This window comes from Mycobacterium decipiens (assembly GCF_963853665.1).
GTDB lineage: Bacteria > Actinomycetota > Actinomycetes > Mycobacteriales > Mycobacteriaceae > Mycobacterium > Mycobacterium decipiens.
This window is the reverse complement of sequence record NZ_OY970459.1, coordinates 971,553-996,769: the sequence shown is the minus strand read 5'-3', so window position 1 is coordinate 996,769 and position 25,217 is coordinate 971,553. Positions and strand designations below refer to the sequence as shown.

General features: G+C 64.8%; 28 protein-coding genes and 1 pseudogene. 5 read left to right on the top strand and 24 right to left on the bottom strand.

Annotated elements, in window-relative coordinates; translation table 11 throughout:
* Positions 1-155 precede the first annotated feature (155 nt).
* The 4 genes from AADZ55_RS04505 to AADZ55_RS04490 all read right to left on the bottom strand — a co-directional run bounded on the left by AADZ55_RS04505 (position 156) and on the right by AADZ55_RS04490 (position 5,518).
* Positions 156-1,109, bottom strand: coding sequence for a DUF4436 domain-containing protein (locus tag AADZ55_RS04505; protein WP_085323055.1), 954 nt, complete (start codon positions 1,107-1,109; stop codon positions 156-158).
* A gap of 72 nt (positions 1,110-1,181) precedes the next feature.
* Positions 1,182-2,087 (bottom strand): DUF4436 domain-containing protein, encoded by a 906-nt coding sequence (locus AADZ55_RS04500; RefSeq protein ID WP_085323054.1) that lies wholly within the window; start codon positions 2,085-2,087, stop codon positions 1,182-1,184.
* 115 nt (positions 2,088-2,202) lie between these two features.
* Positions 2,203-3,093, bottom strand: a complete 891-nt coding sequence (locus AADZ55_RS04495; RefSeq protein ID WP_085323053.1) for a formylglycine-generating enzyme family protein — start codon at positions 3,091-3,093, stop codon at positions 2,203-2,205.
* Between the two features lie 58 nt (positions 3,094-3,151).
* Complete coding sequence (locus AADZ55_RS04490) at positions 3,152-5,518, bottom strand: arylsulfatase (RefSeq protein WP_085323052.1); 2,367 nt, start codon at positions 5,516-5,518, stop codon at positions 3,152-3,154.
* A gap of 53 nt (positions 5,519-5,571) precedes the next feature.
* Here AADZ55_RS04490 and AADZ55_RS04485 point away from each other — a divergent pair, with 53 nt between their 5' ends.
* The gene (locus tag AADZ55_RS04485; protein ID WP_133056387.1) at positions 5,572-6,003 is read left to right on the top strand and encodes a hypothetical protein; all 432 of its coding nucleotides are present in this window, start codon (positions 5,572-5,574) and stop codon (positions 6,001-6,003) included.
* 407 nt (positions 6,004-6,410) lie between these two features.
* On the opposite strand, the gene rpsQ is transcribed toward AADZ55_RS04485, so the two are convergent.
* From rpsQ to rpsJ, 11 genes are all read right to left on the bottom strand, one after another.
* Positions 6,411-6,797, bottom strand: a complete 387-nt coding sequence (rpsQ, locus tag AADZ55_RS04480; RefSeq protein WP_085323050.1) for a 30S ribosomal protein S17 — start codon at positions 6,795-6,797, stop codon at positions 6,411-6,413.
* Positions 6,794-7,045 carry a 50S ribosomal protein L29 gene (gene rpmC, locus AADZ55_RS04475; protein WP_085323049.1) on the bottom strand — a complete coding sequence of 84 codons (252 nt, stop codon included), beginning with the start codon at positions 7,043-7,045 and terminating at the stop codon, positions 6,794-6,796. Before rpmC ends, rpsQ begins: the two co-directional genes overlap by 4 nt.
* On the bottom strand, positions 7,045-7,461 hold the full coding sequence (rplP, locus tag AADZ55_RS04470) for a 50S ribosomal protein L16 (RefSeq protein WP_085323048.1): 417 nt from the start codon (positions 7,459-7,461) through the stop codon (positions 7,045-7,047). Before rplP ends, rpmC begins: the two co-directional genes overlap by 1 nt.
* 3 nt (positions 7,462-7,464) lie before the next feature.
* Complete coding sequence (gene rpsC, locus AADZ55_RS04465; protein ID WP_085323047.1) at positions 7,465-8,304, bottom strand: 30S ribosomal protein S3; 840 nt, start codon at positions 8,302-8,304, stop codon at positions 7,465-7,467.
* Entirely contained in the window at positions 8,304-8,933 is a 630-nt protein-coding gene (gene rplV / locus AADZ55_RS04460; RefSeq protein WP_085323046.1) for a 50S ribosomal protein L22, read from the bottom strand. Before rplV ends, rpsC begins: the two co-directional genes overlap by 1 nt.
* Entirely contained in the window at positions 8,930-9,211 is a 282-nt protein-coding gene (rpsS, locus tag AADZ55_RS04455) for a 30S ribosomal protein S19 (RefSeq protein WP_085323045.1), read from the bottom strand. Before rpsS ends, rplV begins: the two co-directional genes overlap by 4 nt.
* A gap of 81 nt (positions 9,212-9,292) precedes the next feature.
* Positions 9,293-10,135: a 50S ribosomal protein L2 gene (gene rplB, locus AADZ55_RS04450; protein ID WP_085323044.1), complete on the bottom strand. Its 843-nt coding sequence runs from the start codon at positions 10,133-10,135 to the stop codon at positions 9,293-9,295.
* Positions 10,136-10,219: 84 nt separating this feature from the next.
* Positions 10,220-10,522: a 50S ribosomal protein L23 gene (gene rplW / locus AADZ55_RS04445; protein WP_085323043.1), complete on the bottom strand. Its 303-nt coding sequence runs from the start codon at positions 10,520-10,522 to the stop codon at positions 10,220-10,222.
* Entirely contained in the window at positions 10,523-11,209 is a 687-nt protein-coding gene (rplD, locus tag AADZ55_RS04440; RefSeq protein WP_085323042.1) for a 50S ribosomal protein L4, read from the bottom strand.
* Positions 11,209-11,862, bottom strand: coding sequence for a 50S ribosomal protein L3 (rplC, locus tag AADZ55_RS04435; RefSeq protein WP_085323041.1), 654 nt, complete (start codon positions 11,860-11,862; stop codon positions 11,209-11,211). Before rplC ends, rplD begins: the two co-directional genes overlap by 1 nt.
* Before the next feature lie 14 nt (positions 11,863-11,876).
* Positions 11,877-12,182 (bottom strand): 30S ribosomal protein S10, encoded by a 306-nt coding sequence (rpsJ, locus tag AADZ55_RS04430; RefSeq protein WP_003403578.1) that lies wholly within the window; start codon positions 12,180-12,182, stop codon positions 11,877-11,879.
* Between the two features lie 92 nt (positions 12,183-12,274).
* On the opposite strand from rpsJ, the pseudogene AADZ55_RS04425 reads away from it, so the two are divergent.
* Positions 12,275-12,505 (top strand): annotated as a pseudogene (locus tag AADZ55_RS04425) (hypothetical protein); the annotation flags it as partial.
* A 7-nt stretch (positions 12,506-12,512) separates the two neighbouring features.
* Here AADZ55_RS04425 and AADZ55_RS04420 read toward each other — a convergent pair.
* Together AADZ55_RS04420 and AADZ55_RS04415 are read right to left on the bottom strand one after the other, a co-directional pair.
* On the bottom strand, positions 12,513-13,688 hold the full coding sequence (locus AADZ55_RS04420) for an LLM class flavin-dependent oxidoreductase (protein WP_242669939.1): 1,176 nt from the start codon (positions 13,686-13,688) through the stop codon (positions 12,513-12,515).
* A 92-nt stretch (positions 13,689-13,780) separates the two neighbouring features.
* Entirely contained in the window at positions 13,781-15,241 is a 1,461-nt protein-coding gene (locus AADZ55_RS04415; protein ID WP_085323417.1) for an amino acid permease, read from the bottom strand.
* A 285-nt stretch (positions 15,242-15,526) separates the two neighbouring features.
* Between AADZ55_RS04415 and AADZ55_RS04410 the strand changes: the two genes are divergently transcribed.
* A complete protein-coding gene (locus tag AADZ55_RS04410; RefSeq protein WP_085323040.1) occupies positions 15,527-16,609 on the top strand; it encodes a hypothetical protein in 1,083 nt (360 codons plus the stop codon).
* Between the two features lie 3 nt (positions 16,610-16,612).
* Here AADZ55_RS04410 and mftG read toward each other — a convergent pair whose 3' ends face one another.
* The 7 genes from mftG to mftA form a co-directional block, all read right to left on the bottom strand.
* Positions 16,613-18,052: a mycofactocin system GMC family oxidoreductase MftG gene (gene mftG, locus AADZ55_RS04405; RefSeq protein WP_085323039.1), complete on the bottom strand. Its 1,440-nt coding sequence runs from the start codon at positions 18,050-18,052 to the stop codon at positions 16,613-16,615.
* 8 nt (positions 18,053-18,060) lie between these two features.
* Positions 18,061-19,476 (bottom strand): mycofactocin biosynthesis glycosyltransferase MftF, encoded by a 1,416-nt coding sequence (gene mftF, locus AADZ55_RS04400; RefSeq protein WP_085323038.1) that lies wholly within the window; start codon positions 19,474-19,476, stop codon positions 18,061-18,063.
* Complete coding sequence (gene mftE / locus AADZ55_RS04395; protein WP_242669961.1) at positions 19,473-20,243, bottom strand: mycofactocin biosynthesis peptidyl-dipeptidase MftE; 771 nt, start codon at positions 20,241-20,243, stop codon at positions 19,473-19,475. The genes mftF and mftE overlap by 4 nt, the downstream gene beginning before the upstream one ends.
* 154 nt (positions 20,244-20,397) lie before the next feature.
* The gene (gene mftD / locus AADZ55_RS04390) at positions 20,398-21,588 is read right to left on the bottom strand and encodes a pre-mycofactocin synthase MftD (protein WP_085323036.1); all 1,191 of its coding nucleotides are present in this window, start codon (positions 21,586-21,588) and stop codon (positions 20,398-20,400) included.
* A gap of 2 nt (positions 21,589-21,590) precedes the next feature.
* Positions 21,591-22,787 carry a mycofactocin radical SAM maturase gene (gene mftC / locus AADZ55_RS04385; protein ID WP_085323035.1) on the bottom strand — a complete coding sequence of 399 codons (1,197 nt, stop codon included), beginning with the start codon at positions 22,785-22,787 and terminating at the stop codon, positions 21,591-21,593.
* Positions 22,784-23,113, bottom strand: coding sequence for a mycofactocin biosynthesis chaperone MftB (gene mftB / locus AADZ55_RS04380; RefSeq protein ID WP_207568990.1), 330 nt, complete (start codon positions 23,111-23,113; stop codon positions 22,784-22,786). Before mftB ends, mftC begins: the two co-directional genes overlap by 4 nt.
* The gene (gene mftA / locus AADZ55_RS04375) at positions 23,098-23,187 is read right to left on the bottom strand and encodes a mycofactocin precursor MftA (protein WP_085323033.1); all 90 of its coding nucleotides are present in this window, start codon (positions 23,185-23,187) and stop codon (positions 23,098-23,100) included. Before mftA ends, mftB begins: the two co-directional genes overlap by 16 nt.
* Positions 23,188-23,275: 88 nt before the next feature.
* Between mftA and mftR the strand changes: the two genes are divergently transcribed.
* On the top strand, positions 23,276-23,872 hold the full coding sequence (mftR, locus tag AADZ55_RS04370) for a mycofactocin system transcriptional regulator (RefSeq protein WP_085323416.1): 597 nt from the start codon (positions 23,276-23,278) through the stop codon (positions 23,870-23,872).
* Positions 23,869-24,918 carry a DUF2332 domain-containing protein gene (locus AADZ55_RS04365; protein WP_119184857.1) on the top strand — a complete coding sequence of 350 codons (1,050 nt, stop codon included), beginning with the start codon at positions 23,869-23,871 and terminating at the stop codon, positions 24,916-24,918. Before mftR ends, AADZ55_RS04365 begins: the two co-directional genes overlap by 4 nt.
* The last annotated feature ends 299 nt before the right edge of the window (positions 24,919-25,217 follow it).

Genomic DNA, 25,217 nt, shown 5'->3' with positions numbered 1-25,217 from the left:
GCGGTCTTGTCGCCGAAGGGCACGCGGGGCCAACTGCCAAGCTTTCGGGCTTGCACATGCCGGCCGAGGTCTGCCCAAGGCAACCCCTAGAGTCTAGGGGACGGCCAGCTCAGAGCCAAATTGCCGACCCAAACCGGGCCCGAACTCGGCTAATCTCAGTCCGATTCCCGGTACCAGGCGACGATGTACACCACCATGGCCGTGGCCAGCGCTACCAGCACCCAGATCACGATGGCTTGGTCAACCCATGCACCCGCCGGTGGGGAACCGGGGAGGATATTGCGCAACGGCACCACGGCGAACAGCATCGCGGCGTACCAGGTGCCGAACGGTGGTTGGAATTTTCTCCTGCCCGTGATCATCTGAATGGCCACGAACAGCGCCAACGTCGGCAACGTGATCAGGACCAGGCAAATGCCCAGGTCGAAGACCAACGGACCCTTGGCCCTCTTCAGGGTGACGACCACATTGTCCGGACGATCCGAGGTCTGGCTGCTGTCTCCGACCCGGGTGACGCTGATGTCCCAGCCTTCCAACGATCCGGTCACTTCGACCCGGGCGGGTTTGTATTGCCGGCTTTCGCCCGCCCCGACGAGCACATCGGCCTGAATGGTGTCGGTGGTGTAGGTGTCGAATGGCCAGTTTCCGGGGTCGCCGTGCGCCTCGATGGTGGTTGCGACTTGTGCGGGCGACTTTCCTACCGGGTACTGCAGATCTCCCAGTTCATTCTCCGGGTAGAAGCGCACCGAGGTGTCGACAGTCAATACGTCGAGGCGATGGTCGATCATCGAATCGTCGGGCATCACCAGCACTTTCACATCGAGGCGATTCTCGACGGTGCGCAGCTGCTCGAAGCGGACCAAAACCACGGTGTCGTCGGTGGTGCCGACATCGGGCTTGGGCAGTGGACCCGGCGTGCTGGCCAGCCAGTGATAGCCGAGCAGCGAAAAAATGTAGACAACCGCGACGCCGACAATGATGCAGACATCGAGCACGAGATGCGTTCGCCGCGACATGTGCTTGTGTTCCGGCGAGGCACTCGCCCCTGAACCCGGCTCGGCACCCGGCCGTGGCGGCGCCGCACCCGTTGGCGCGTCGCTATCGACCATCGGTTGTCACCGCCAGACGCGACACGGAGTCAGATGTTAGCAACCGGCGGGTGCGCCGGCGGCGTTTCTAAATCAGTCCGACTGCCGGCGGTAGGCGAGTATGAACAGGCTCATCGCCACGATCAACAAAATCAGCACCCACAGCGTGACCGCCTGGTCGATCCACGCGCCCGGCGGTGGGCTGCCGGGAAGGATATTGCGCAGTGGGACCACCGCGAACAGCATCGCGGCGAACCACGAAACGAAGGCCGGAACGAACTTCCGCCTGCCCAATGCCATCGGAATGGACACGATCAATGCCAAGGTGGGCAGGCTGACCAGGACCAAGACGATTCCCAGGTCGAAGATCAGCGGGCCCCTGGCCCGGTGCAGGGTGATGATCACATTGTCCGGGCGACTTGAGGTTTGGCTGGATTCACCGACACGCTGGACGCTGGCATCCCAGCCATCCATCGACCCGATAACTTCGACCCGTCCGGGTACGTAGTGGCGTTCATCGCCAGATCCGACCAACACATCGGCTGAAACTATGCCGGTCGTGTAGGAGTCGAATGGCCAGTTACCGGGATCGCCCTCCGCCTCGATCGTGGTGGCGACCTGCGCCGGCGATTTTCCGACCGGATATTGCAGGTCTCCCAGGTCGTTCTCCGGATACAGGCGCACGGCGGTATCGGCGGTCAACACAAAGAGACGCTTGTCGAACATTGAATCCTCAGGGATGACAAGCACATTCACCGTCAGGCGGTTTGCCACCGTCTCCAGCTTCTCCAGGCGCACCTGCACGACGGTGTCTTCGGTCGTGCCCAGGTCGGGTTCGGGCGTCGGGCTCGCCGAGGTGGCGAGCCAATGGACGCCGAACAGGGATAGGGCATAGACGACGATGGCGCCCAGAACAATTCCGATTCCGATCGCGATGCGCGGTCCCCGCGGCCGGGGCGGCGCTGAAGTCGGCTGCGCCGGCGGTGCGTGATGGGTCATCGGTCGCCGCCGGTTCCGCGTGAAGTCCCGTTTTTCGGAGCCAACACGCGGTCAGACTAGTGAACCGCGGCGACTATGCAGCGGCAACGCGCCGAGCCAGAGATCAACGAGTTGCTCAGTGCGACGCCGGGTCGGCCACGCACCGGAATCCGATGTGGGTGGTCGCGGTGTCCTGCGATTGCGGCGAGCGCGCCGCCGGCCGGTAGCGGTGGCAGTACTCCGGGGCACACAGGTGCGAGCCACCTTTGAGGGTCTGGCTAATCGTCGGGTCCGCGCGACCGGTAGGTGCGCAGCAGGCTTTCGGGGGCTGATTCGTGCGATGGTGCGCGGCGAACTCGGTGGTCGTCCACTCCCAGACGTTTCCCGTCATATCGACCAGCCCGAATCCGTTGGACGGGAACGTCCCCACCGGCGAGGTTCCGATCCAGCCCAGTGCGCCATCGTTGCGGTACGGGAATCGGCCCTGCCAGGTGTTGGCCATCAATTGGCCCCCGGGCTTCTCCTCGTAGCCCCACGAGTAGGTCCCCGTCGTTCCACCCCGCGCCGCGTACTCCCATTCGGCCTCGGTCGGCAGCCGACGCCCCGCCCACCGTGCATAGGCAGCGGCATCGGGATAAGCCACCTGCACCACCGGATGGTCGGCGCGGTCCGTGATACCGCTGTCCGGGCCGAACGGATGGCGCCAGCACGCGCCCGGCGCCCAGTCCCACCACTGCCGCCAATCCTGCAGGTCGACCGGACCCGGTGTGGGACGGAACACCATCGCACCCGGGCACAGGTCATCGGCCCTGGCCCCCGGGTAGAGCGCGGGGTCTAGGGGCTGTTCGGCGACCGTCACATAGCCTGTCGCGGCAACGAATTCGGCGAACTGCGCGTTGGTCACCGGGTGCCGCTCCACCGCGAAGGCGCCCACCGTCACGGTGTGGATTGGCGCTTCCTCAGGGTAGAAGCTGGTCGACCCCATGCGGAACGATCCGCCGGGAACCTCGACCAGCTCGGTCAGCACGACTTCAGGATATGACGGCCGCGAAGTCGGGCGGCAGAGGCGATTTCGGCAGCCGAACTCAATCGCGCGCAAATGCGAGCGCAAGTTCTTTTTCGACGTCTTCATACGGTCGGTCGGACAGGTCGACGGTGACCTGGGCGATGGTGCCGCCGGTGAACACGAACGGCGCCTTGTAGCGGCTGGACACTGCCGAACCGCCGTTGCGGCCGACGGTGATGCCCGCACCGGCCAACCCGAACGTTCCGGGGTGCGTCGTCACATCGGCGAGCGTGCCCACCACGTCGTCGTCGACGAACAACGCGAGATCGCCCAGCGGCGTGTGGCTGTCCGGCACGGTTCCCGTCCGCGAATAGCGGACCCCGAGCAGGTGTCGGCCCAACGGGACCGGACCGGAGGAGGAGACCAGCTGCTGGCGCTCGCCGAGGAAGTTGTAGACGTAGTGCAGGCGTCCGTCCTGGATGAAGAGCACGTGCCCGCCGTGGGCGCCGCCGTGTTTGAACAGCACACCTTCGGCGCCCGTGGTATCCACCGTCACGTCGGCCAGCACCGCGAACGAGCGGCCCCGAATCTCGACGGCAGCGCCGACGCCGACATCAGCGCAGCCCGGGTAGTAGATGTAGCTGGCTCGTTCGGTGACCAGGTAGGGCCGCGACCGGGTTATCACCTCAAAAAGATTCAGGTCCGCCAGCGGCAATCCGTTGTACTTGGCGGCCTCGGAGAACCACAGCGCCTTGAGCTCCTCGAGCTTGTCGGGGTACTCGGCGGCCAGGTCGTGGCACTGGCTGCGGTCGGCCTCGATGTGGAACAGCTCCCAGCGGTCGGCGTCGAAATGCGACCACCCGGCCGGTGTGGCCGCGTGAACGGTGTTGGCGAACCAACCGTCATGCCAGATCCCGCGGGTGCCCAGCATGGTGTAGAACTGGGTGGTCTTGCCGGTGTCCGCGGCCGGGTCAGCAAGGGCCGCTTTGAAGCTCACGCCGTCCAGCGGTTTCTGCTCGATGCCCTTAACGGTCTCCGGCGCTGTCATGGCCAACAGGTCGTAGATGGTCGGCGTGATGTCGCAGACGTTGACGTACTTGTCGCGGACCTCCCCGTGCGCGGCAATACCGTTGGGCCACGAAATTATTGCCGGATCGGCAATGCCTCCTTCGTGCGAGGCGTAGCGCTTGAACAGCTTGTAGGGCGTATTGAAGGCCATCGCCCACCCGATTGGGTAGTGGTTGTAGGTCTGCGGACCACCGAGGTGCTCGAAGAGCTTCATGCTCTCTTCGACGGTGTCGATGTAGCCGTTGAAGAACTTGCCCTCATTGACCGAACCATTGGGTCCGCCCTCACCGCTGGCCCCGTTGTCGGAGATCACCACGATGATGGTGTTGTCCAGCTGGCCGGATTCCTCGAGGTAATCCAGGATCCGGCCGATCTGCGCATCGGTGTAGCTCAGGAAGCCGGCGAACACCTCGGCCATCCGGCTAAACAGCTTCTTCTCTTCGTCGTTGAGCGAGTCCCACGGCCGAACCGTGTCCTGGCGCGGCCATGGCTCACCCGACGGGCCCTTCACATCGAGATAGGGGTTGATCGGCGACAATTCGGTGTCTGCCGGCACGATCCCCATCGACTTCTGCTTTTCCAGCACGATCTCGCGATAGCTCTCGTAGCCCATGTCGAACCGGCCGGCGTAGCGCTCGGCCCATTCCTTGAACACGTGGTGGGGCGCGTGCCCGGCTCCGGGACACACATAGCTGAACCACGGCTTGTCGGGCGCGACCACCTTGGCATCACGAATGAACTCGATCGTCTTGTCAGCGATGTCCTTCGACAGGTGATAGCCGTCCTCGGGCGCGCCGGGCGGACTCACCGGATGGTTGTCATACACCAGGTCGGGGTACCACTGGTCGGTCTCCCCACCCATGAACCCGTAGAACCGTTCGAATCCGCGCGAGGTCGGCCAGTGCCGCCTGGTCGCCGCCATACTGGACTCTTCCAGTGGCGTCAGGTGCCACTTGCCCACGCAGTAAGTGTTGTAGCCGCGTTCGGCCAGCACCTCGGAAAGCAACGCGGTGTCGGCCGGGATCCGCCCGTTGCAGTTGGGGAACGCGTCGGTGAACTCTTCGATGGTGGCCATGCCCACGGTGGTCGCGTTGCGGCCAGTCAGCAGCGACGCCCGTGTCGGTGAGCACAGTGCGGTGGTGTGAAACTGCGACAGCCGCACGCCGCGCTGCGCGATCCGCGTCATCGCGGGCATCTCGACCAGGCCGCCAAAGCAGTCCCAGGTCGCGATACCGATGTCGTCCCACACCAGGTAGAGGATGTTTGGCGAATTCTCCGGTGCGGTCGGCGCCGCATACGGGCCCCAATCCGGCTCCGAATCACGAATATCCAGCTCGATCTTGCCGTTGAACACCGACTCGCTGGCCCCAGGCGCCATAAGCCAAGCCTCACTCTCTTAGTGGACTTAATGAACGGTTGTGTACACTACACATGGAACATAGAAATTTGCTGAGGATTTCCGGGCTGCCCGCCGGGGCGGCCGCATCGAGTGTGCGACTGGCGACGCGATCCGCCGGCGAGGTGGCCAAGGACGCGCACTCGCAGCTGGTCGGCTCGGACCTGAGACTCGCCGAGGAATTTGCCGCCGTGCCGCTGGCCGGCCGCATGATCAGCAACCGGGGCACCCAACCGCACAGATCCGTGCCGGCGACGACGACCCATTACCGCGCCCAGCTGCCGCCGAGGGCTGGGCCAAATCCGGTGATTGCCTGTCAAAAGGCGCCCGTGACAACCTCATCCACCGCTATCGGTCGTCCGCCTAAAGCCGTCGGCGGGGACCCGGGCGCTACGGCTCGGCTCTACCTGGTGGATGGGGCCGTTCGCCCCTCGGGCGGTTCCGTTCCACGTAGTCACCGGGCCTAGCCATCCGCTCATTCGGTGATGTCGTCAGCCCAGTAGAGGGGCAAAGAGTACGCAACCTCGTGCTCGCAGAACAGAACTCGTGGGACATGGATCACCTCCTCACACGATCCGTGGACCCACCATTGCCGCGCAGGCCAGGCGCGTGCGAACCCAAGCATCGCCAAAGTCTCCATCGCGCCATGCCGCTCGCACGCGGGTCGGATGCGATTGCCAGCCAATTGAAATCCCTGGTCACAGGGTGCCGGGGACGGGCAACAGCCACGGCCACCCGTGCCGAATGCCGTCGCAGGCTTCAGCGCGCCGGCGCGAACACTGCGAGTCGGCGGCCGCATGCCACCAAGACCCGGCGACCTCCTGATCTAACGCCAGGGCGACGGGTCGGCCTTCAATAGGCCTCTACTCGGCCCTTACTTGGCCTTTTCGAGGATCTCGACGAGCCGCCAGCGCTTGGTCGCCGACAGCGGACGCGTCTCCATCAGCGAGACGCGGTCGCCGATGCCGGCAACGCTGTCCTCGTCGTGCGCCTTGACCTTCTTGGTGGTCCGGATGATCTTGCCGTACAGCGGGTGCCGCATGCGGTCTTCCAACTCGACCACGATGGTCTTTTGCATCTTGTCGCTCACCACATAGCCGATTCGTGTCTTGCGGCGGCCGCGCGGCCTCGGAGTGCGCGGAGTGTGCTTGGGCCCACCAACGTTGGCCGCGCCTTTCGGCTCAGCGTCCGTGGATGCCGCCTTGCTGGGTGCGGCCTTCTTGGGCACAGCCTTCGCGCCGGTCTTAGCCTCTGCCATCACGATTCCTTACCATCGGGACCATCGGGACCATCGGGACCAGCCGCCAGACCCAGTTCTCGCTCGCGCAGCACCGTGTAGACGCGCGCAATTTCCTGACGCACCGTGCGGAGCCGGCGGTTGTTGCTGAGCTGGCCGGTCGCCATCTGGAAGCGCAGATTGAACAGCTCTTCTTTGGACTCACGCAACCGCTCGGCCAGCTCCTCGCCGGTGAGCTCACGCAGTTCGCCAGGCGAAACTCCCACTGCCATCAGAACTGCTCCTCTCGGGTAATGATGCGCGCCTTGATCGGCAGCTTGTGGATCGCCCGGGTGAGCGCGGCTCGGGCGACTCCTTCATTGGGGTAGCTGAGCTCGAACAGCACCCGGCCCGGCTTGACGTTGGCTACCCACCACTCCGGCGAGCCTTTGCCCGAACCCATCCGGGTCTCGGCGGGCTTCTTGGTCAGCGGGCGGTCCGGGAAGATGTTGATCCACACTTTGCCACCACGCTTGATGTGCCGGTTGATGGCGATACGCGCTGACTCGATCTGCCGGTTGGTGACATAGGCGTGCTCCAGGGCCTGGATGCCATAGTCGCCGAAGTTCACCGCCGTGCCGCCGCTGGCTATACCACGCTGGCGGGGATGGTGCTGCTTGCGATGCTTAACCTTACGGGGAATCAACATGATTCAGCTCTCCGTGCTCTGTGACTCGAGGGTCGGCGCGGCATCGCCGGCGGTAGCGGCCGCGGTGCCTTCTTCGCCGCCCGCGGCCCGACCCGCGTCGGTACCCGTCGCCGTGGTGCCCGAAGCACCGCTGCGACGCGGACGCGTGCCCGACGGCCGCTCACGGCGCGGACGCTCGGCGCCGGCTGGCGCTGCGGCGGCCAATTCGCGCTTGCCGCCGACGATGTCACCCTTGTAGATCCACACCTTCACCCCGATCCGGCCGAAGGTGGTCTTGGCCTCGTACAGGCCGTAGTCGATATCTGCGCGCAAGGTGTGCAGCGGAACGCGGCCCTCGCGGTAGAACTCCGAACGGCTCATTTCCGCACCGCCGAGGCGACCCGAGCACTGCACCCGGATGCCCTTGACGTTGGGCTGACGCATCGCCGATTGGATCGCTTTGCGCATCGCCCGGCGGAACGCCACCCGGTTGCTCAACTGTTCAGCCACCCCCTGGGCCACCAGCTGCGCCTGCGACTCCGGGTTTTTGACCTCCAGGATGTTGAGCTGGACCTGCTTGCCGGTCAGCTTCTCCAGGTCGGCACGGATCCGGTCGGCCTCGGTGCCACGGCGACCGATGACGATGCCCGGACGCGCGGTGTGGATGTCCACCCGCACTCGGTCGCGGGTCCGCTCGATCTCCACGTCGGCGATCCCGGCGCGCTCCAGCCCGGTGGACAGCAGCCGACGGATTGCGACGTCCTCTTTGACGTACTCGGCGTACTGTTTGTCGGCATACCAGCGCGACTTCCAGTCGGTGGTAATGCCCAACCGGAAGCCGTGCGGATTGATCTTCTGGCCCACTAGTCTGAGCCTCCCTTCGCTTCAGAAGTCTCAGAACTCACGTCGCCCGAACTAGCCTGAGCAGAGGATGAGGCCTTCTTTGCGGGTGCCTTCTTCGCGCTCGAGCTGGCGGATGCGTTCTTGGCGGGCGCCTTCGTCGCCGCCTTCTTGGCGGGCGCCTTGGACCCGGCCTTGCCGGAGGCCTTGCTGGCTTCGGCTCGGCGGGCCCGCACGGACTTCGCCGACCGCTGGTCCTTGGCCGGCCGGCTTTCCACCACCACCGTGATATGGCTGGTGCGCCTGCGGATCCGGAAGGCGCGGCCCTGGGCGCGCGGACGGATACGCTTAGCGGTCGGGCCCTCATCGGCGTAGACCGTCGCCACCACCAGGGTCGCCGGGTCCAGCCCGTTGTTGTTCTGCGCGTTGGCCGCCGCACTCGCGATGACCTTGGCCACCGGCTCACTGGCGGCTTGCGGCGCCCAGCGCAGGATGTCGAGCGCATCTGACACCGACTTGCCGCGCACCAAGTCGATCACCCGGCGCGCCTTTCTCGGCGACACCCGCACAAACCGTGCCTTGGCGACCGCAGAGGGAAATTCGGTAGCCTCGGTAGCCTTCTTAGCCGCAGTAGCCCCAGTAGCCGTAGTCATCGCCGCTTGCTCTTTCGGTCGTCCTTGATGTGGCCCTTGAAGGTGCGTGTCGGCGCGAACTCACCAAGCTTGTGGCCCACCATCGACTCGGTGACGAACACCGGGACGTGCTTGCGGCCGTCGTGCACCGCAAAGGTGTGGCCAATGAAGTCCGGAATGATGGTTGACCGGCGCGACCAGGTCTTGATGACCTGCTTGGTGTTCTTCTCGTTCTGGGTGTCGACCTTCTTGAGCAGATGGTCGTCGACGAACGGCCCCTTCTTCAGGCTGCGTGGCATAGCTGGCTACTCCCTGAAACTTCCTAGGTCTAATTGCCCGGCTCCTCCTCGCGCCGCTCGGCGGCGCGCATCGTCGCCAGGCTAACGTGAGTGCTTCTTGCCGGTGCGCCGGCGTCGGACGATGAGCTTGTTGCTCGACTTGTTCGGGTTGCGGGTACGCCCCTCGGGCTTGCCCCACGGGCTGACCGGGTGACGGCCGCCGGAGGTCTTACCCTCACCACCGCCGTGCGGGTGGTCGACCGGGTTCATCACCACACCCCGGACCGACGGGCGCTTGCCCTTCCACCGCATGCGGCCGGCCTTACCCCAGTTGATGTTGGCCTGCTCGGCGTTGCCCACCTCGCCGACCGTTGCGCGGCAGCGGACGTCGACCCGGCGGATCTCGCCGCTGGGCATGCGCAGCGACGCGTAGGTGGCCTCCTTACCGAGCAGCTGGATGCTCGACCCGGCCGAGCGCGCAAGCTTGGCGCCACCTCCGGGGCGGAGCTCCACGGCGTGGATCAAGGTACCCGCCGGGATATTGCGCAAGGGCAGGTTATTGCCCGGCTTGATGTCGGCGTTAGCGCCCGACTCCACCACGTCACCCTGTGAAAGCCCGTTCGGCGCAATGATGTAACGCTTCTCACCATCGAGGTAGTGAAGCAGCGCGATGCGTGCCGTGCGGTTCGGGTCGTACTCAATGTGCGCGACATTGGCGTTGACACCGTCTTTGTCGTTGCGACGGAAGTCGATCACCCGGTAGGCACGCTTATGCCCACCACCCTTGTGCCGGGTGGTGATCCGGCCGTGGGCGTTGCGACCACCACGACCGTGCAGCGGACGCACCAGCGACTTCTCCGGGGTTGACCGGGTGATCTCGGCGAAATCGGATACGCTGGCGCCGCGACGACCGGGAGTCGTCGGCTTGTACTTGCGAATTGCCATGTCTAATCAGGTCTTTCTCTCGCGCTCGGGCTTAGCTGAATTGCCCAGCTCCTCCTCATCGCTTCGCTCTGCATCGTCGCCGGACTAGGCCGGTGCTCCGAACAGGTCGATCGGCTTGCTGCCCGGCGCCAGGGTTACGATGGCGCGCTTTGTGCTCTTGCGCTTGCCGTATCCGGTCCGCGTGCGTTTGCGCTTGCCCTGCCGGTTCGCGGTGTTCACCGATGCGACCTTGACGGCAAAGATCTTCTCGACAGCGATCTTGATCTGCGTCTTGTTCGAATCGGGGTGCACCACGAATGTGTAGACGTTCTCGTCGAGCAGCGCGTAGGACTTCTCCGAAATGACCGGGGCCAAGATGATGTCGCGGGGGTCAGTGATGGTCGCCATCTACGCCGTTACCTCCTCGGGAGTATCCGTATTGGCGGCTGTGTTAGCGACTATGTAGGCGCCCAGCGCCTCAACGCTGAACACCACGTCGTCGGCGCGCAACACGTCGTAGGTGTTGAGCTGGTCCGGCGCCAGGATGTGCACGCCCGGCAGATTGCGCACGCTTTTGGCCCCGGCCTCGTCGCTGCGCCCGATGACCACCAGCACTTGCTTGCGTTCGGTCAGCGTGGCCAGAAATGCCTTGGCGCTCTTGGTCGACGGGCTCTGACCCTCCACCAGCTCGGTGACCGCGTGGATGCGCCCGTTGCGGGCCCGGTCGGAAAGCGCCCCGCGCAGCGCCGCGGCGATCATCTTCTTGGGAGTGCGCTGGCTGTAGTCGCGCGGCTTGGGACCGTGCACGACGCCACCACCGGTGAACTGTGGGGCCCGCGTCGAGCCCTGCCGGGCCCGACCGGTCCCCTTCTGCCGGTAGGGCTTGCGGCCACCGCCGCTGACCTCGCCGCGGGTCTTGGTCGAGTGCGTGCCCTGGCGCGCCGCCGCCCGTTGTGCGGTGACCACCTGGTGCATCAGCGCGATGTTGGCCGGGGCGTCGAACAACTCGGCCGGCAGCTCGATGGACCCCTCGACCTTGCCGGCCGGCGTCTTGACTTGAATTTCCAGGATCTTCTGGGCCTTTTGCGCAGCCATCACTTCTCACCTCGTTTGATCGCACTGCGGACCACGACCAGTCCACCGGTGCGACCGGGGACCGCGCCCTTGATCAACAACACGCCGTTCTCGGTATCGACCTTGTGTACCAACAGGTTCTGGACGGTCACCCGGTCATTACCCATCCGCCCGGCCATCCGGGTGCCCTTGAACACCCGCGCGGGCGTAGCGCATCCGCCGATGGAACCCGGACGACGGTGCACCGCCTGGGCGCCGTGACTCGCGCCCTGGCCACGAAAGCCGTGCCGCTTCATGGTGCCGGCGAAGCCCTTGCCCTTGGAGGTACCGGTCACGTCTACGTAGCTGCCGTCGGCGAAGATCTCCGCGGTCAACTCCTGCCCGACCTCGTACTCGGTAACCGCATCCGAATCGTCCAGCCGCAGCTCGGCCAGGTATCGGCGCGGGTTAACACCGGCAGCGGTGTACTGACCTGTCAGCGGCTTGTTGACCTTGCGCGGGCTGATCTCACCGTAGGCCAGCTGCACGGCGCTATAGCCGTCGCGTTCCGGCGTGCGGATCCGGGTTACCACGTTGGGCCCGGCCTTGACCACGGTCACCGGTACCACCCTGTTGTTTTCGTCGAATACCTGCGTCATACCCAGCTTGGTACCGAGAATGCCTTTTGGTGCCATTGCTCTGGAATCTCCTACTGGATGTTGACGTCGACGCTGGCCGGAAGGTCGATGCGCATCAGCGCGTCAACGGTCTTCGGGGTCGGATCGATGATGTCGATCAACCGCTTGTGAGTGCGCATCTCGAAGTGCTCCCGCGAGTCCTTGTACTTGTGCGGTGAGCGGATGACGCAATACACGTTCTTCTCGGTCGGCAACGGCACCGGCCCGACGACGCTGGCGCCGGTGCGGACAACGGTCTCGACGATCTTGCGCGCCGACGCGTCAATAGCCTCATGGTCGTAGGCCTTCAGCCTGATGCGGATCTTCTGTCCCGCCACGCTTCTCCTACCTCATCTCCCATTTGAGGCCCGTGTCCGGACCTGTTGCCCCAGCGCACCGATCAACCCGGCCCATCAGGACCGCTGTAGCGTTGCGCCGGATACTGCGCCGCTGTTTTCCTGTCGTAGGTTCACCGACCCCCGCGCTCGGGCGTGTCGCCCGCACGCAGCCTTGCTCGCGGCCGAAATTTGTCGCGCTTCAAGGTTGGGACCGGACGCGCCCGTTTGGGCGCTGGTCGTATGCCCGGCCAGGCGCAAACCTGGCGCAGGGCAACCTGAATAGTATGCCCCAGATCAGCGCTTCGGCCAAATCCCAGGTGGCCCCGGCGGCTACCCTGACCCGATCACCGTGTGGCCCGGGCAGGTGCTGGGCGAGTGGGCAGCTGGCGGCACGGGCGGCGGGAGGCCACAACGGTGGGGACGATGCCATACCCGCTGGCGTTCGAGGATCGGCAACACGCCCTCACCAAACCAGTACGCCTCTTCCAGATGTGGGTATCCGGACAAGATGAAATGGGTGATCCCGAGGCGGGCATACTCGACGATGCGCTCGGCAACCTCGTCGTGCGAGCCCACGAGCGCGGTGCCCGCTCCCCCACGGACGAGCCCCACCCCCGCCCACAGATTCGGCGCGATCTCGAGTTGATCGAGGGCACCATTGTGTAGCTCGCCCATCCGTCGCTGCCCCTCGGACTCGCTGCGTGCCAGGTTGGCTTGCATGCGTTCGATGTCGGCGGGATCGATTCCGGCCAAGAGCCGGTCCGCCACACCCCATGCCTCTGCGGCGGTGTCTCGGGTGATCACGTGGATGCGTAGCCCGTATGACAGGACCCTACCGTGGTCCGCTGCCAGACCTCGTATCCAATCGATCTTCTTCCCGACGGCGATGAGGGGTTCGCCCCAGGTCAGATACGTGTCGGCGAAGCGAGCGGCCACCGTCCCGGCGCTTGCCGACGAGCCGCCGAAGAAAACCGGTGGCGGCGGGTCGGGTGGGTGGCCCAGCCGGGCCCCGCGAACGTGGATGTACTCGCCTTCGAAGGTGACCGGTTCGGCGGAGCTCCACAGCTGGCGGAGGACATGAAGAAATTCGCCGGTGCGTACGTAGCGCTGTTCCTTGTCCAGAAAGTCGCCGTAGGCCCGCTGCTCATGGGCCTCCCCGCCGGTCACAACGTTAAGCAGCAGCCGCCCTCCCGACTGGCGCTGAAAGGTCGTGGCCATCTGCGCGGCCAGGGTCGGGCTGATCAGTCCGGGACGGAGCGCCACCAAAAATTTCAGGGTTTCGGTTGTCCCGACCAGCATTGCCGTGGTCAACCACGCGTCCTCGCACCACAACCCGGCTGGCGTCAAGACGGCCTCGAAGCCGTTGCCTTCGGCCGCAGCCCCGATTTGGTTCAAATAGCGCAGAGTTGCGGGCCGATTACCCGACATCGGTAGGCCGTGCCCACCCGCGACCAGGCCACGTGAATCTCCATATGTGGGCAGGAACCAATGGAAAGACAGTGCCATACAACCAGTTCTCCTTGCTGCTACGTGCCCATGGTGGCCCGGCTGAGAGGCGCCGTCACGATTTCAAATCGGCAGGTATTCAAACCCAGCGATTAAGCCGTCGAACACCTCTGGTTACCCATCCCTAGGCGCTGGCGCGCAGCTGACTTTGGCGGAAACGCCGCGCCGGACGTCGGGCTTCCGCCGACCGTGACTTTGCGTCTGCGGCGGACCTCGTATGCGGTCATGATGACGACTAGCGTCACGCCGCTCATGACGAACTGTGACCGGGTCGCGGACAGAAATGCCATCGCAAGAATCACGGTGGCCATCAGGGCAATGGTGGCGTAACTCAACCACGGGAACAGCCACATCTTGAGTCGCAGCCCACCGGGGTCCCGCCGGTCGGCACGGCGACGCAGGACCACCTGCGAGATCGCGATGATCAGGTAAACGAATAGCGCCACCGCGCCATAGGAATTGACCAGATACTCGAACACCACGTCGCCCCAGATGTAGGTCGCGACGACCGATGCGTAGCCGACCGTGGTGCCCAAGATGATCGCTCGCCGCGGTACGCCGCTGCGGGACAGTTTGGTGAAGAAGCGCGGTCCGTCGCCGTGGCTGGTCAGTGCAAACGCCATACGCGACGTGGCGTACAACGCCGAATTCAGACAAGACAAGACCGCCGTGAGAACAACGGCATTCATGATCGTCGCAACGCCGGGAATGCCTATGACCGAGAGCGCCGAGGCATACGGGCTCACACCAACGCTTTTGGTGCTCCATGGCACCACGGCGACCACGACCAGAACCGACCCGACGTAGAAGGCGATGATCCGCGCAACGATCGATCTCATCGCGCGAGAAACCGAACGTTCGGGCTCGGCGGACTCCGCGGCGGCCACCGTGACGATCTCGGCGCCGGTATAGAACGCGACACAGGGCACCACGGACGCCAACACCGCGGCCCAACCCATGGGCGCGAAACCGCCGTAGTCGACGAGCTTGGCCAATCCCGGTGTGGCAGCCGGCCACAGGCCCATGACCCACAACAAGCCCAGACCAAGAAAGACGACGATGGCGATCACCTTGATAGATGAGAACCAATATTCGAATTCGCCGAACGATCGGACCGATACCAGATTGGTCGCAGTCAGCGCCAGCAATAGAACAAGACTAAGCATCCACAGCGGAATCGCCGGCACCCACAACTGCACAATGCGGCCGCCGGCGACCGTTTCCACGGCCACCACGACAACAAAGAAGTACCAATACATCCAGCCGGTCACGAATCCTGCGCGCGGGCCCAACGCCTGACGCGCGTAGACGTAGAAGGACCCGACCACCGGTTGGGCCGCTGCCATCTCGGCGAGCATCCGCATGATCAACATCGTGATCAGGCCGCCGATTAGGAAGGAAACGACCGCCGCGGGTCCGGTGTCGCCGATCACCACCCCGCTGCCGACGAACAGGCCCGCCCCGATGGCCCCGCCCAGGGCAATCAAGTTCATGTGTCGCTGTCGCAGGCCTTTGCCCAACTCGATCTGGTCCAGGATGTCGGAACCTGCCATATCGCCTCCATCGGGTCCCTTGACCGCGCAACAGGTCATCGCGGCCCCGCTCTGAGGAAAGTTGCCAAGATCGGCCGAGCCCGACAACCAATCGGCTCACCTGGCGCGAAACCCCACCGGCCGCGTGCCCTCCGGACCCAGCGCGCGCGTGAACCTGCCGGCCGCCACCGGGGGGACCGTTGACCTCACCGACGCTTCTGGCTGACAAAACATTTCGGGACAATCGGGCCAGTTTCGAGTTTGCCGGCGTGGCCGCAAAACTGCACCGGCGGTGGCTGCTTCTGGATGGCCGGAAACCTCTTCCGCACCGCTTTGGACAGCATGTGGAAGCTCCAGCTAAAGGATACCTACGGTATAGGCACGGACGCACTGGCCTATTTTTACGAAAATATAACGGACACCGCTAATCCGAGGGGATGGGGTAACACGTACGGCTACTGGGTGGATGACCACGGATGGTGGGGATTGGCGTTTTTACGGACATACCTATCTCCTGACCAACTCGGCTATGACGCAGATAGGAAAACGGAACTCGCCGACAACGCCAAGAACTGTTGGGAGGCGCTCAACGCTTCTTGGGACCCGACCGCAATCACCTGGACAAAGGAAGGTACGACCTACACCATAACGGGTGGCATACCAAACACTGCAAAGACTCCGGATGTGCTGCTAGCGGGGCGAAACCGTGTTACGAACGAGCTCTATTGGTACCTAAGTTCAGCACTCTATGGAAATTTTGGTGACCACTATCGCGACCCCAACGCAAATGGCAATAGTTTCTTCCGACAGGCCCTGGATCAAAGCATTCTCTTGAATAGTTCGGGCTTGGTATACGAGCGCTTTCTGGGATTGCCCAATACGACAAATCCTAGCTGGACATGGCTTGGCGATCAGGGCTTGTTTGCCGGCTGCTGCTATTTTAACCAGCAGGGTACGACCGGTTATTTGGACAAACCCAAGGCCCTTAAAGTCATCAACGCCGTTCAAGTAGGTCAAAAGACGTCAACCGGGGTGTTGCATGAGGATCTGGCGCCGTTCACTGATTTCCGACTTGACTATGCTTGTGGCAAGGGTACATTGATGCGCCATCTTTCCTACGTGAATGACGATCTCCAAAATCAACCCCTGCCGACATACGATGACCATATCAAGCTGAATGCTCAAGCGGTGTGGAAGAATCGACAGGGTAGCGACGGAATTTTTCCATACTATTGGAACGCCGAACTGCCGGAGCCAACCAATTGGATCTATCGCCCGGATACCGCGAATGCCGTCTTGCACGCTGCTGGGTTGAGTGCGATCAATGGCACCTTGCCATGGCTGAAGAACCAGCCCATCGATGGCCAGTCCGCGGCCCAGGCACACTGACCATCACTGGACGAATTCCGCGGCGCGATGAGCCAGCATCACAATGGTCGCGTGCGGACCGCGGCTGGTGATCGACGGCAGGATAGATCCGTCGATCACCCACAGGTTCTCGATGCCCCGGACCCGACACCGATGGTCAACGACGGCGCGCGGGTCGCCCTCGGTGCCCATCGGAGCGCTACCGCACAGGTGCTGCGATGTCGACCACACCGCTGGGCCGATGCGCGTTGCGGCACCGCATAATTCGCGGGCCAGCTCGCTACCTTGACGCAACGCCACGACGTCCGCCGGCTCGCTGTCGTAGCGATGCTCGATGTGCGCCGGCACCTGTGGATTTGGCGATACCAACGTGATGCGTCCACGTGCCCGCGGCCGCATGAGGGCGACCCCGATATGCGGCCAGTCACGATGCCCGGCGGTACCGTCGCCGGTCATCGCAACGAAACCGCCTGTGTACGGCCGGATCTCGATGCCATCAGCGGTGCTCAACACCACCTCCAACACTGGCCGATCCACAGCCACCGCCCAGCTGGTCGGCATCACCCACTCCGGGTGGTCGCTGCATCCCATCCCAACCGGCAGCGCCGCCACCACTTCCACTCCGGCGGCCCGCAATACTGGCTCCGCACCGACGCCCGACAGCATTAGCAGATGCGCCGACTGAATGGCTCCGGCGCACAATACGATTCGGTCGGCAGTCAGCGTGGTTGGGCCTTCCGGGCCGATCGCGTCGACGCCCACTGCGGTGGTGGCAGAAAAGCGCAACCGCACCGCCCGCGTCTGTGCCAGCAGTGTCAGATTGGGTCGGCTCAACGCGGGCATCAGATAGCCCGCCGCTGAGCTGGTGCGTACACCGTCGATGATGTTGAGCGGGACCGCGCCTACACCCGAAGGCATTTCGGGCCCAACATCGTTGAGGTCGGCGATCCAGGTAAAGCCCGCACGCAGGGTTGCGGCTACGAAAACTTCGGTGGTACCTGTCATGTCGTGTGTTCGACGAACCGGTATGGGGCCGCTGTTGCCGTGGGCCGGGCCGTCGAAATCCAGGTCTGTCTCGATAGCCCGGAAGTGGTTGAGGACATCAGACCATGCCCAGCCGGGTATCGCGGCACGGTCGAACTCCCCCGGCAGCCCGCGGCAGAAGTAGCCGCCGTTGACTGCGCCGGAACCGCCGACCGTCACGCCACGCACGATTGGCGACTGGCGAACCGGCCGATCGGTTAGCTTCGTCAAATAGCGCTCGACCAGTGGGCTGCCCGCGCCGATGGGCAGTTGCAAGCCATTCGCGGTCTGGGCCAACCACCCTGGATCGTCGAGTCCGGGGCCGGCATCGAGTACGGTCACCACGCAGCCGGGATCGGCGGAAAGGCGCTCGGCGACAACCGATCCAGCACTTCCGGCACCGACGATCAGCACATCGCTGTGCCCGGCCGCTGCGGTCAAGGCGGCGGCTAGGTACGAATCTGTGGTTTGAGCGCGCCGATGTTCCGTTCGCGCACCACGCCGTACCACAGGCCGACGCCATAGGCCAGGTCGTCCACCCGCTTGAGCAACAGATAGGTCAGCAGCCCAATCGGTTCGGCATCGCCATCGGCGCCCTCCCTACGGCGCAGCCAGTCCACCACACCGTCCACGACCGCCGCGATCAACACGACCCGCCTACAGTGGCGCGACAGTATGGCCGCGAGCAATGCCAGTGGCCAATAGTGCCGACAAATGGCCGACGCTAGCTGCAGCGCCGCCGACCACAGCCCGCGGGTGGCGACCGCTAGCACATCCAAGAACGACGTCTGCGCGCTGCGCATGGCCCTGGCGATCCGGCGACCGGTCAGCACCGCGATCGCCAGCGAGGCCAACTGAGCGATGCCGGTACCGATCGCCATGAGGATCCAAGCCATCAGCGCCCAGCCGGAAATCACCAACGGTGCAGTTTTGTCGGGGTGCCGCACAGCTAGCGGAGCCGCCGAGCCGCCGTAGAACGCCTTGCGCGCGATCCAGTCCCGCAATTGGATCCGATGATCGTGGGCGACCAGCGCAATCGGCTCGTAGCGCAACCGGGCGCCGGCCTCGATGAGCCGCCAGCACAGATCGACATCCTCCCCGGCCTGCAGGGTCTCGTCGAAGCCGCCGACGGCACGGATGGCTGCACTCCGGCAAACGATAGCGGCGCTCGGGACGTAGGAAACCGTACTGTGCGGCAATACCGGCGCTTCCCGCTGGCCAAGGTCCAACGACGAGTGCACCGCCTCGTAGCGAGCTACCAGATTTTCGCCTTGCGCCAGACCGACGATACGGGGTGCGACAAGTGCGACGGTGGGATCACAGAAGTGGCCGAGCAAGGACTCGAGCCAGCCACGCCGCGGCGTCACGTCGGAATCCAGGAACGCCACGAAGTCGGTGCTGCAGGCCGCCAGCCCGGTGTTACGGGCGGCTGCCGGCCCCTTGCTGCGGGTGTGGTGCAGCACTTCGATGTCACAGTGCGCGCCGGCAAAGTCGTCGCGCTCGACCGCACACGATGAACCGTCGTCGACCACGATGACGCGTAGTCCGCGCAATGAGGTCACCAACCGCCGCAGGCCAGATGCGTTGTTCCGGACCGGTATAACAACGGTGACATCACGATGCGACGGACCGCTCGCGGGCCGTGGATGCGCCACCGTGGCGTCCAGCAAGGTGCGGGCCAGCTGTGCGCTGACCTCGTCGCGGACCTTGAGTCGGCCGTCACAGAGCATGCCGCGTGCGGTGGGAGCCAACCGCAGCAACCGGGTCGGTGAGCCACCGAGTAGGGCCGAGCCATCACCGAGCACCCGTACCCGACGGTCGACCTGAACAGCGAACCCGTCAGGAAGTCGGGCCTGGGTCGTCATGTCAGCATCCCGTCCGGCCGGAGCCGCCACCGGGCGACTCGACGCTCACAATCGTCGACCATCTCCGCGAAGATCCGTCTCCCCGCTGCCGCGGTGGCCGTGGTCGGGTCCCCGAGCACTCCAGTCCGGCTGACGGCCGCGACCCCGCCCCGGCGCATCGACGGCAGCAACTCGGCAAGCGGCGTGCGATTTCCCGCGCGCCACCGGTCGGTGCGCACGTCTTCGGGCGAAAGATGCAGCAACAAGGATGTTTCGGTGTGGCCGGCATGGGCGTCACCACCGGGAGAGGTGCACGCGCACCATCCGGCGTCGCGGCCTTCGGATCGCAGCAGGCCTACTGCGCGGGTCAAAGCACCGACGTTGCCGCCGTGTCCGTTTACGAACACCAGGCGCTGGGCCCAGCAGGCGGCCGACCTGCCATATTCCACCAGCAGCATGGTCAGGGCTTGCGTGCCGATGGAGATGGTTCCGGCGAAACTCTGGTGTTCGCCGCTTGCGCCGTAGGCGATGGCGGGCGCCACCAGCCATTCTTGCCCCGCAAAGGGCAGCTGCTCGGCGCGCAGCCTCGCCGCGGTCGCCCGGGCCACAGCGGTCGCGATCCGGGTATCGGTGTCCAGCGGCAGGTGGGGACCGTGTTGTTCGGTGGACCCCAGTGGGATCAATATCGACGACGACGTGCTTGGTAGCTGGCTCGACGTCGCGCTCCCCAGTTCCCCGAGTACGGGCACTTGCCGATGGTAGGCCGAATTTACCTGGCGTGCACCAATTGTTACCGCTTCTATCGAACTTTTTTCAACAGTGTCGACCGGCCGGCCGAACATTCTGCTCGTCCGCCACGACTGCCACGCCCGTATCAGAATTTCTAAAGACCTCATTCCGTCGCAACTATCTCTGTGGTATTAGGGGCCCCAGAGTAGGGGGCTAGCCATCCCGTTGGGCGGGCACACCCAGTTCCCGGGTGAACCCGGCGGGAACCAGGATGTCGGCCGGGCGGAGGTCGTGCACCGAGGCATGCCCGAGGCCCATCAGAGCAGAGTCAAAGCCACCCCGCAGGATGTCGAGGACGTTCTCGACGCCCGGTTGTCCGGCCGCGGCCAGACCCCACAGGTAGGCGCGCCCGATCATCACCGCGCGCGCGCCCAACGCCACCGCCTTGACCACATCGCCGCCCCGCCGGATGCCGCCGTCCAGCAACACCTCGATCTGGTCGCCGACCGCCGCCGCCACCGCCGGCAGCGCACGAATCGAAGCGGGAGTGCCGTCCAGGTTGTTGCCACCGTGATTGGACACCGAGATCGCCGAAACACCGGCATCCACAGCTCTTTTAGCGTCGTCGACGCGCATCACGCCCTTAAGCATGAACGGCCCGCCCCACAATTCCCGTAGCCAGGCGATGTCTTCCCAGGTGGGGGGCGGGGTGCCCATCCACTCACCGTAGGCGGCGAAGAACGGGGGGCCGGGCTCGCCGCGCCGGCCCTGGTTGGGCACCCGCAGGTCGGGCGGCCGCAACGTCTTGGCGAACCTGTACAACCACCTCGGGCGGACGATCGCCTGCGGAGACAACCGCAGGATGGTCCGCAGATTCATTTGTTCGGGGATGCTGGGGCTGCCCCAGTCGCGCCCGTGCGAGAACGTCCAGTCGGTGGTCGCGATCAGGCCGACCGCGCCGGCCTGCTTCGCCCGCTCGACCCGCTCCGCGATGGCCTCCCGCCCGCCGAGCCAGTAGACCTGGAAGAAAGTCTTTGGGTTGGCGGCGATGACCTCCTCAATCGGCTTGCTGGCGAACGAGGATAACCCCATCGCGGTGCCCCGTGCCGCCGCGGCCCGCGCGACGGCGACCTCGCCATCCGGATCCACCGCCTGCACACCGGTCGGCGAGATTATTACCGGCAACGAAATGTCTTGTCCCATAACTGTCGTCGACAATTCGCGCTTTGCCGCCGCACCAATGACATGGGGCGCAAAGCCGAGTTCGCCAAAGGCAGCGACATTGTCGGCGACCGTAATTCCTTTTTCGCTTGCCGAAATCAAAGATGAATAAACGGATTTCGGCAGGCGCCGCTTCGCGCGTCGCTGTGCAATGGCGACGGTCTCAAACCATTCGGTGGCCACAACTACAGCGGACTTTCGTTACACAGGCGCGCCGGCGGTCGCATGGCGAGTGTCAGGGGCACCGGCTCGCGGACACCGCGGCCGCGGGAGTGGTCGACTCGAGGCCGCGGTGTCTGACGCTCGAGGGCCAAAGCGGGCTCGCCGTGACCTTGCACGCATTCGGGATCGGGTCCGTCCAGCGGCAAGCCGGTGAAGAACTTCGCCGCCATGCAGCCACCCCGGCAGCTGTCGTAATGCCCGCAGCTGCCGCAGGCACCCGCCGACTGGGGTGCACGCAGCTCACGGAACAGGGGGGCATTCTTCCAGACATTGTCAAAACCGCCGTCGGACAACACGTTTCCCGCGAGGAAGCGGTCATGGATGGCGAACGGGCATGCGTACACGTCGCCCACCGGGTCGATCAGGCACACCACCCGGCCGGCTCCGCACATGTTCAAGCCCGCCAGAGCCCCGGGCTGGCCGAGCGGCGACAGGTGGAAGAAGGAGTCGCCGGTGAGCACCCGCTCCCCGTTGGCGACCAGCCAGTCGTAGAGCGCAACCTGCTGGGCCGCGGTGGGGTGCAAATCCTCCCAGACGTCTGCGCCCCGTCCCGACGGTCGCAGCCGGGTGATCCGCAGCGTGGCGCCGTAACGCCTTGCCAAGGCGGCGAATTCGTCGAGCTGGCCGACGTTATGCCGGGTGACCACGACCGAGATCTTGGCACCTTTAGGGTCAGCGAAGCCCGCCGCGGCCAGGTTCTCCAGCGCACGTACCGCCATGGCGAATGACCCGGCGCCCCGAACGGCGTCGTTGACCTCCGCGGTCGCGCCATCCAGCGAGACCTGAACATCGACATAGTCACTGGCGGCCAGCCGCGCGGCCACCTCCGGGGTGATCCGGACCCCATTGGTAGAGAATTTGACGCCGACATGATGCGCGGTCGCGTAATCCACCAGCTCCCAAAAGTCCGGTCGCACCGTGGGTTCGCCACCACCGATGTTCACGTAGAACACCTGCATACGTTCCAGCTCGTCGATGATGTCCTTGCATTGCCGGGTGGACAACTCACGGGGATCGCGTTTGCCCGAGGACGACAGGCAGTGCACGCACGCCAGGTTGCAGGCGTACGTCAGCTCCCAGGTCAGACAGATTGGCGCAGCCAGCCCCCGCTCGAACTGCTCGATGAGCCGGGGCACCCCCTCGGTTGTTTGAGCGGTCATTGGACCTCCTGAAGCACCAGCATCTTCGAATCGGCCAGCACCCCCAGCGCGTGCAGATAGGGGCCCTGATCGCAGTCGGCTAACCCGGCGGCCCGGCAGGCGGACCGAACGTCGGGATGGTCGCCCAGCGACCGCGCCACCGCGAGGATGGTGCGATTCTTCAGAAACGACAGCTTGCGCGTGCCGAAGTGATAGAGCAGCGCGCCAAACGGCTCCGGCCGAACAGCCACCTGTGGGTGCAATCGCCAGCCGCGATCGGGATCGAACTCGCTGGAGTCAGCCCGGCAAGCCTGCGCGGGCGCCGGCACGGTCAGTAGACCCCGCACATTCCGTCGATGGACACCTCTTCAACCAGGGTCTCGGTGACGAGCTCGGTGCCGGTATCGGTTTCGTGGTCCATCCGGATTGCCTTTCGTCAAGGGTCTCGACAGCGGTCCGTCGATCTGGACACAATATGGCATCGAGTGCCGAAATGGAAGGGCGGGCTGATGCTGCACGCTTCGCGGCTGGGCCGGCGCCGCTCGACGACACCGCACCACATCACCGACGTCGCAATCGAGTTGTTCGCCGCCCGGGGTTTCACCGATGTCAGCGTCGACGATGTGGCCCAGGCGGCCGGCATCGCCCGTAGGACGCTCTTCCGCTACTACGCCTCCAAGAACGCCATCCCCTGGGGTGACTTCAACACCCACCTTTCGCGGCTGCAGGACCTACTCGACCACGTCGATCCGGGGGTCCGGTTGGGCGAGGCGCTGCGCTCGGCGCTGCTGGCCTTCAACACCTTTGACGAATCCGAGACCATCCGGCACCGCCAGCGCATGCGGGTAATCCTGCAAACTCCGGAACTGCAGGCCTATTCGATGACCATGTACGCCGGCTGGCGAGCGGTGATCGCCACATTCGTTGCCCGCAGATCGGGCAGGATGGAAACGGACCTCATGCCCCAGACCGTCGCCTGGACCATGTTGGGGGTCGCTTTATCGGCCTATGAGCACTGGCTACGCGACGAGTCCGCCCCCTTGACCGAGGCACTCGGCGCCGCGTTCGACGTCATCGGCGCCGGTCTGGACCGGCTGGACCGGTGAAGACCACCGAACACCTGGTGCACACCCTGCGGTCACAGGGGCGGTTCTGCACCTCCTCCGGCTCCCCGATGTACGGCGAGCTACTCGAGCTGGTGGCGTCCGACGTCGAAACCGGTGGTGTCTTCGCGTCCGTCTTGGCCGGCCAGGAGGATGCTCCGGCAGGCCAGGCAGTCCCGCTTCGACTGCTCGGCGGCCTGCACCGGATGGTGCTCGACGGCCACGCTGCGGCATTGCGCCGCTGGTATCCCAGCACCGGCGGTGCGTGGAACGCCGAGACCGCGTGGCCCGACGTCCTCAGCACCGCGGCGAGCCATACCGACCGGCTGCGCACGGCTCTCGATCAACCACCACAGACCAACGAGGTCGGTCGCTCCGCGGCGCTGATCGGTGGGCTTCTGGCCATCTGCCACCAATTCGATTTGCCGATAAGGCTTTTCGAGATCGGCTCCAGCGCGGGGCTGAATCTGCGGGCAGATCACTACCACTACCGCTATCCCGGCGGCGAATGGGGACCGACCGAATCACCGGTGCGAATCGACAACGCCTGGCACGGCAAGTTGCCGCCGGCAGCTGCGGTGCGGATCGTCGAACGACACGGATACGACATCGCTCCTCTCGACGTCACCAACTCCGATGGGGAGCTGACCGTGTTGAGCTATGTCTGGCCGGACCAGACCGATCGACTGGACCGGTTGCGGGGCGCCATCGCCGTCGCCCGCAACGTGCCCGCGGTCCTATATCGGCGGGCAGCGCACGATGCGGTCGCCGGCATGACGCTCACCAACGGTGCGCTGACCGTGCTGTGGCATTCGATCACCTGGCAGTATCTGTCCGCCGACGACCGGACGGCGATCCGCGCCGGGGTCGACGCATTGGCAGCCCGGGCCGATACCCACTGTCCGTTCGCGCATCTCACCTTGGAGCCAGCCCGCGACGGGCTCCGCTCGCAGATCAAGTACCTGGTGCGGATGGGCAGCTGGCCGGGTGGCCACGCTCGGGTCTTAGGCGAATGCCATCCGCACGGCCCCCCGATTATTTGGCACTGACCACCCGATCGCTCATTGATCGACTTGATTCGTTGCGTTACAGCAGGTTTCGTCAGACCGAAGAGTAGGGGCGCGGCGTTGCCCGGGGCGAAGTTCGATGAACCAAACCGAGTCGGGATCACCCAACGGCGAAAATTTCCTCCGCGTACCACTTCCGATCCATATGCGCGCGTACTACCCTCAAGATCATTGTGAACGAGACCGTCCACTAATTGGGCCGTCACGGCTAGCCGACCAACGACGGGACCACCCGACCGAGACCCCGACGCGCCCAGTGAAGGAGAGCCCATGCGCATGTA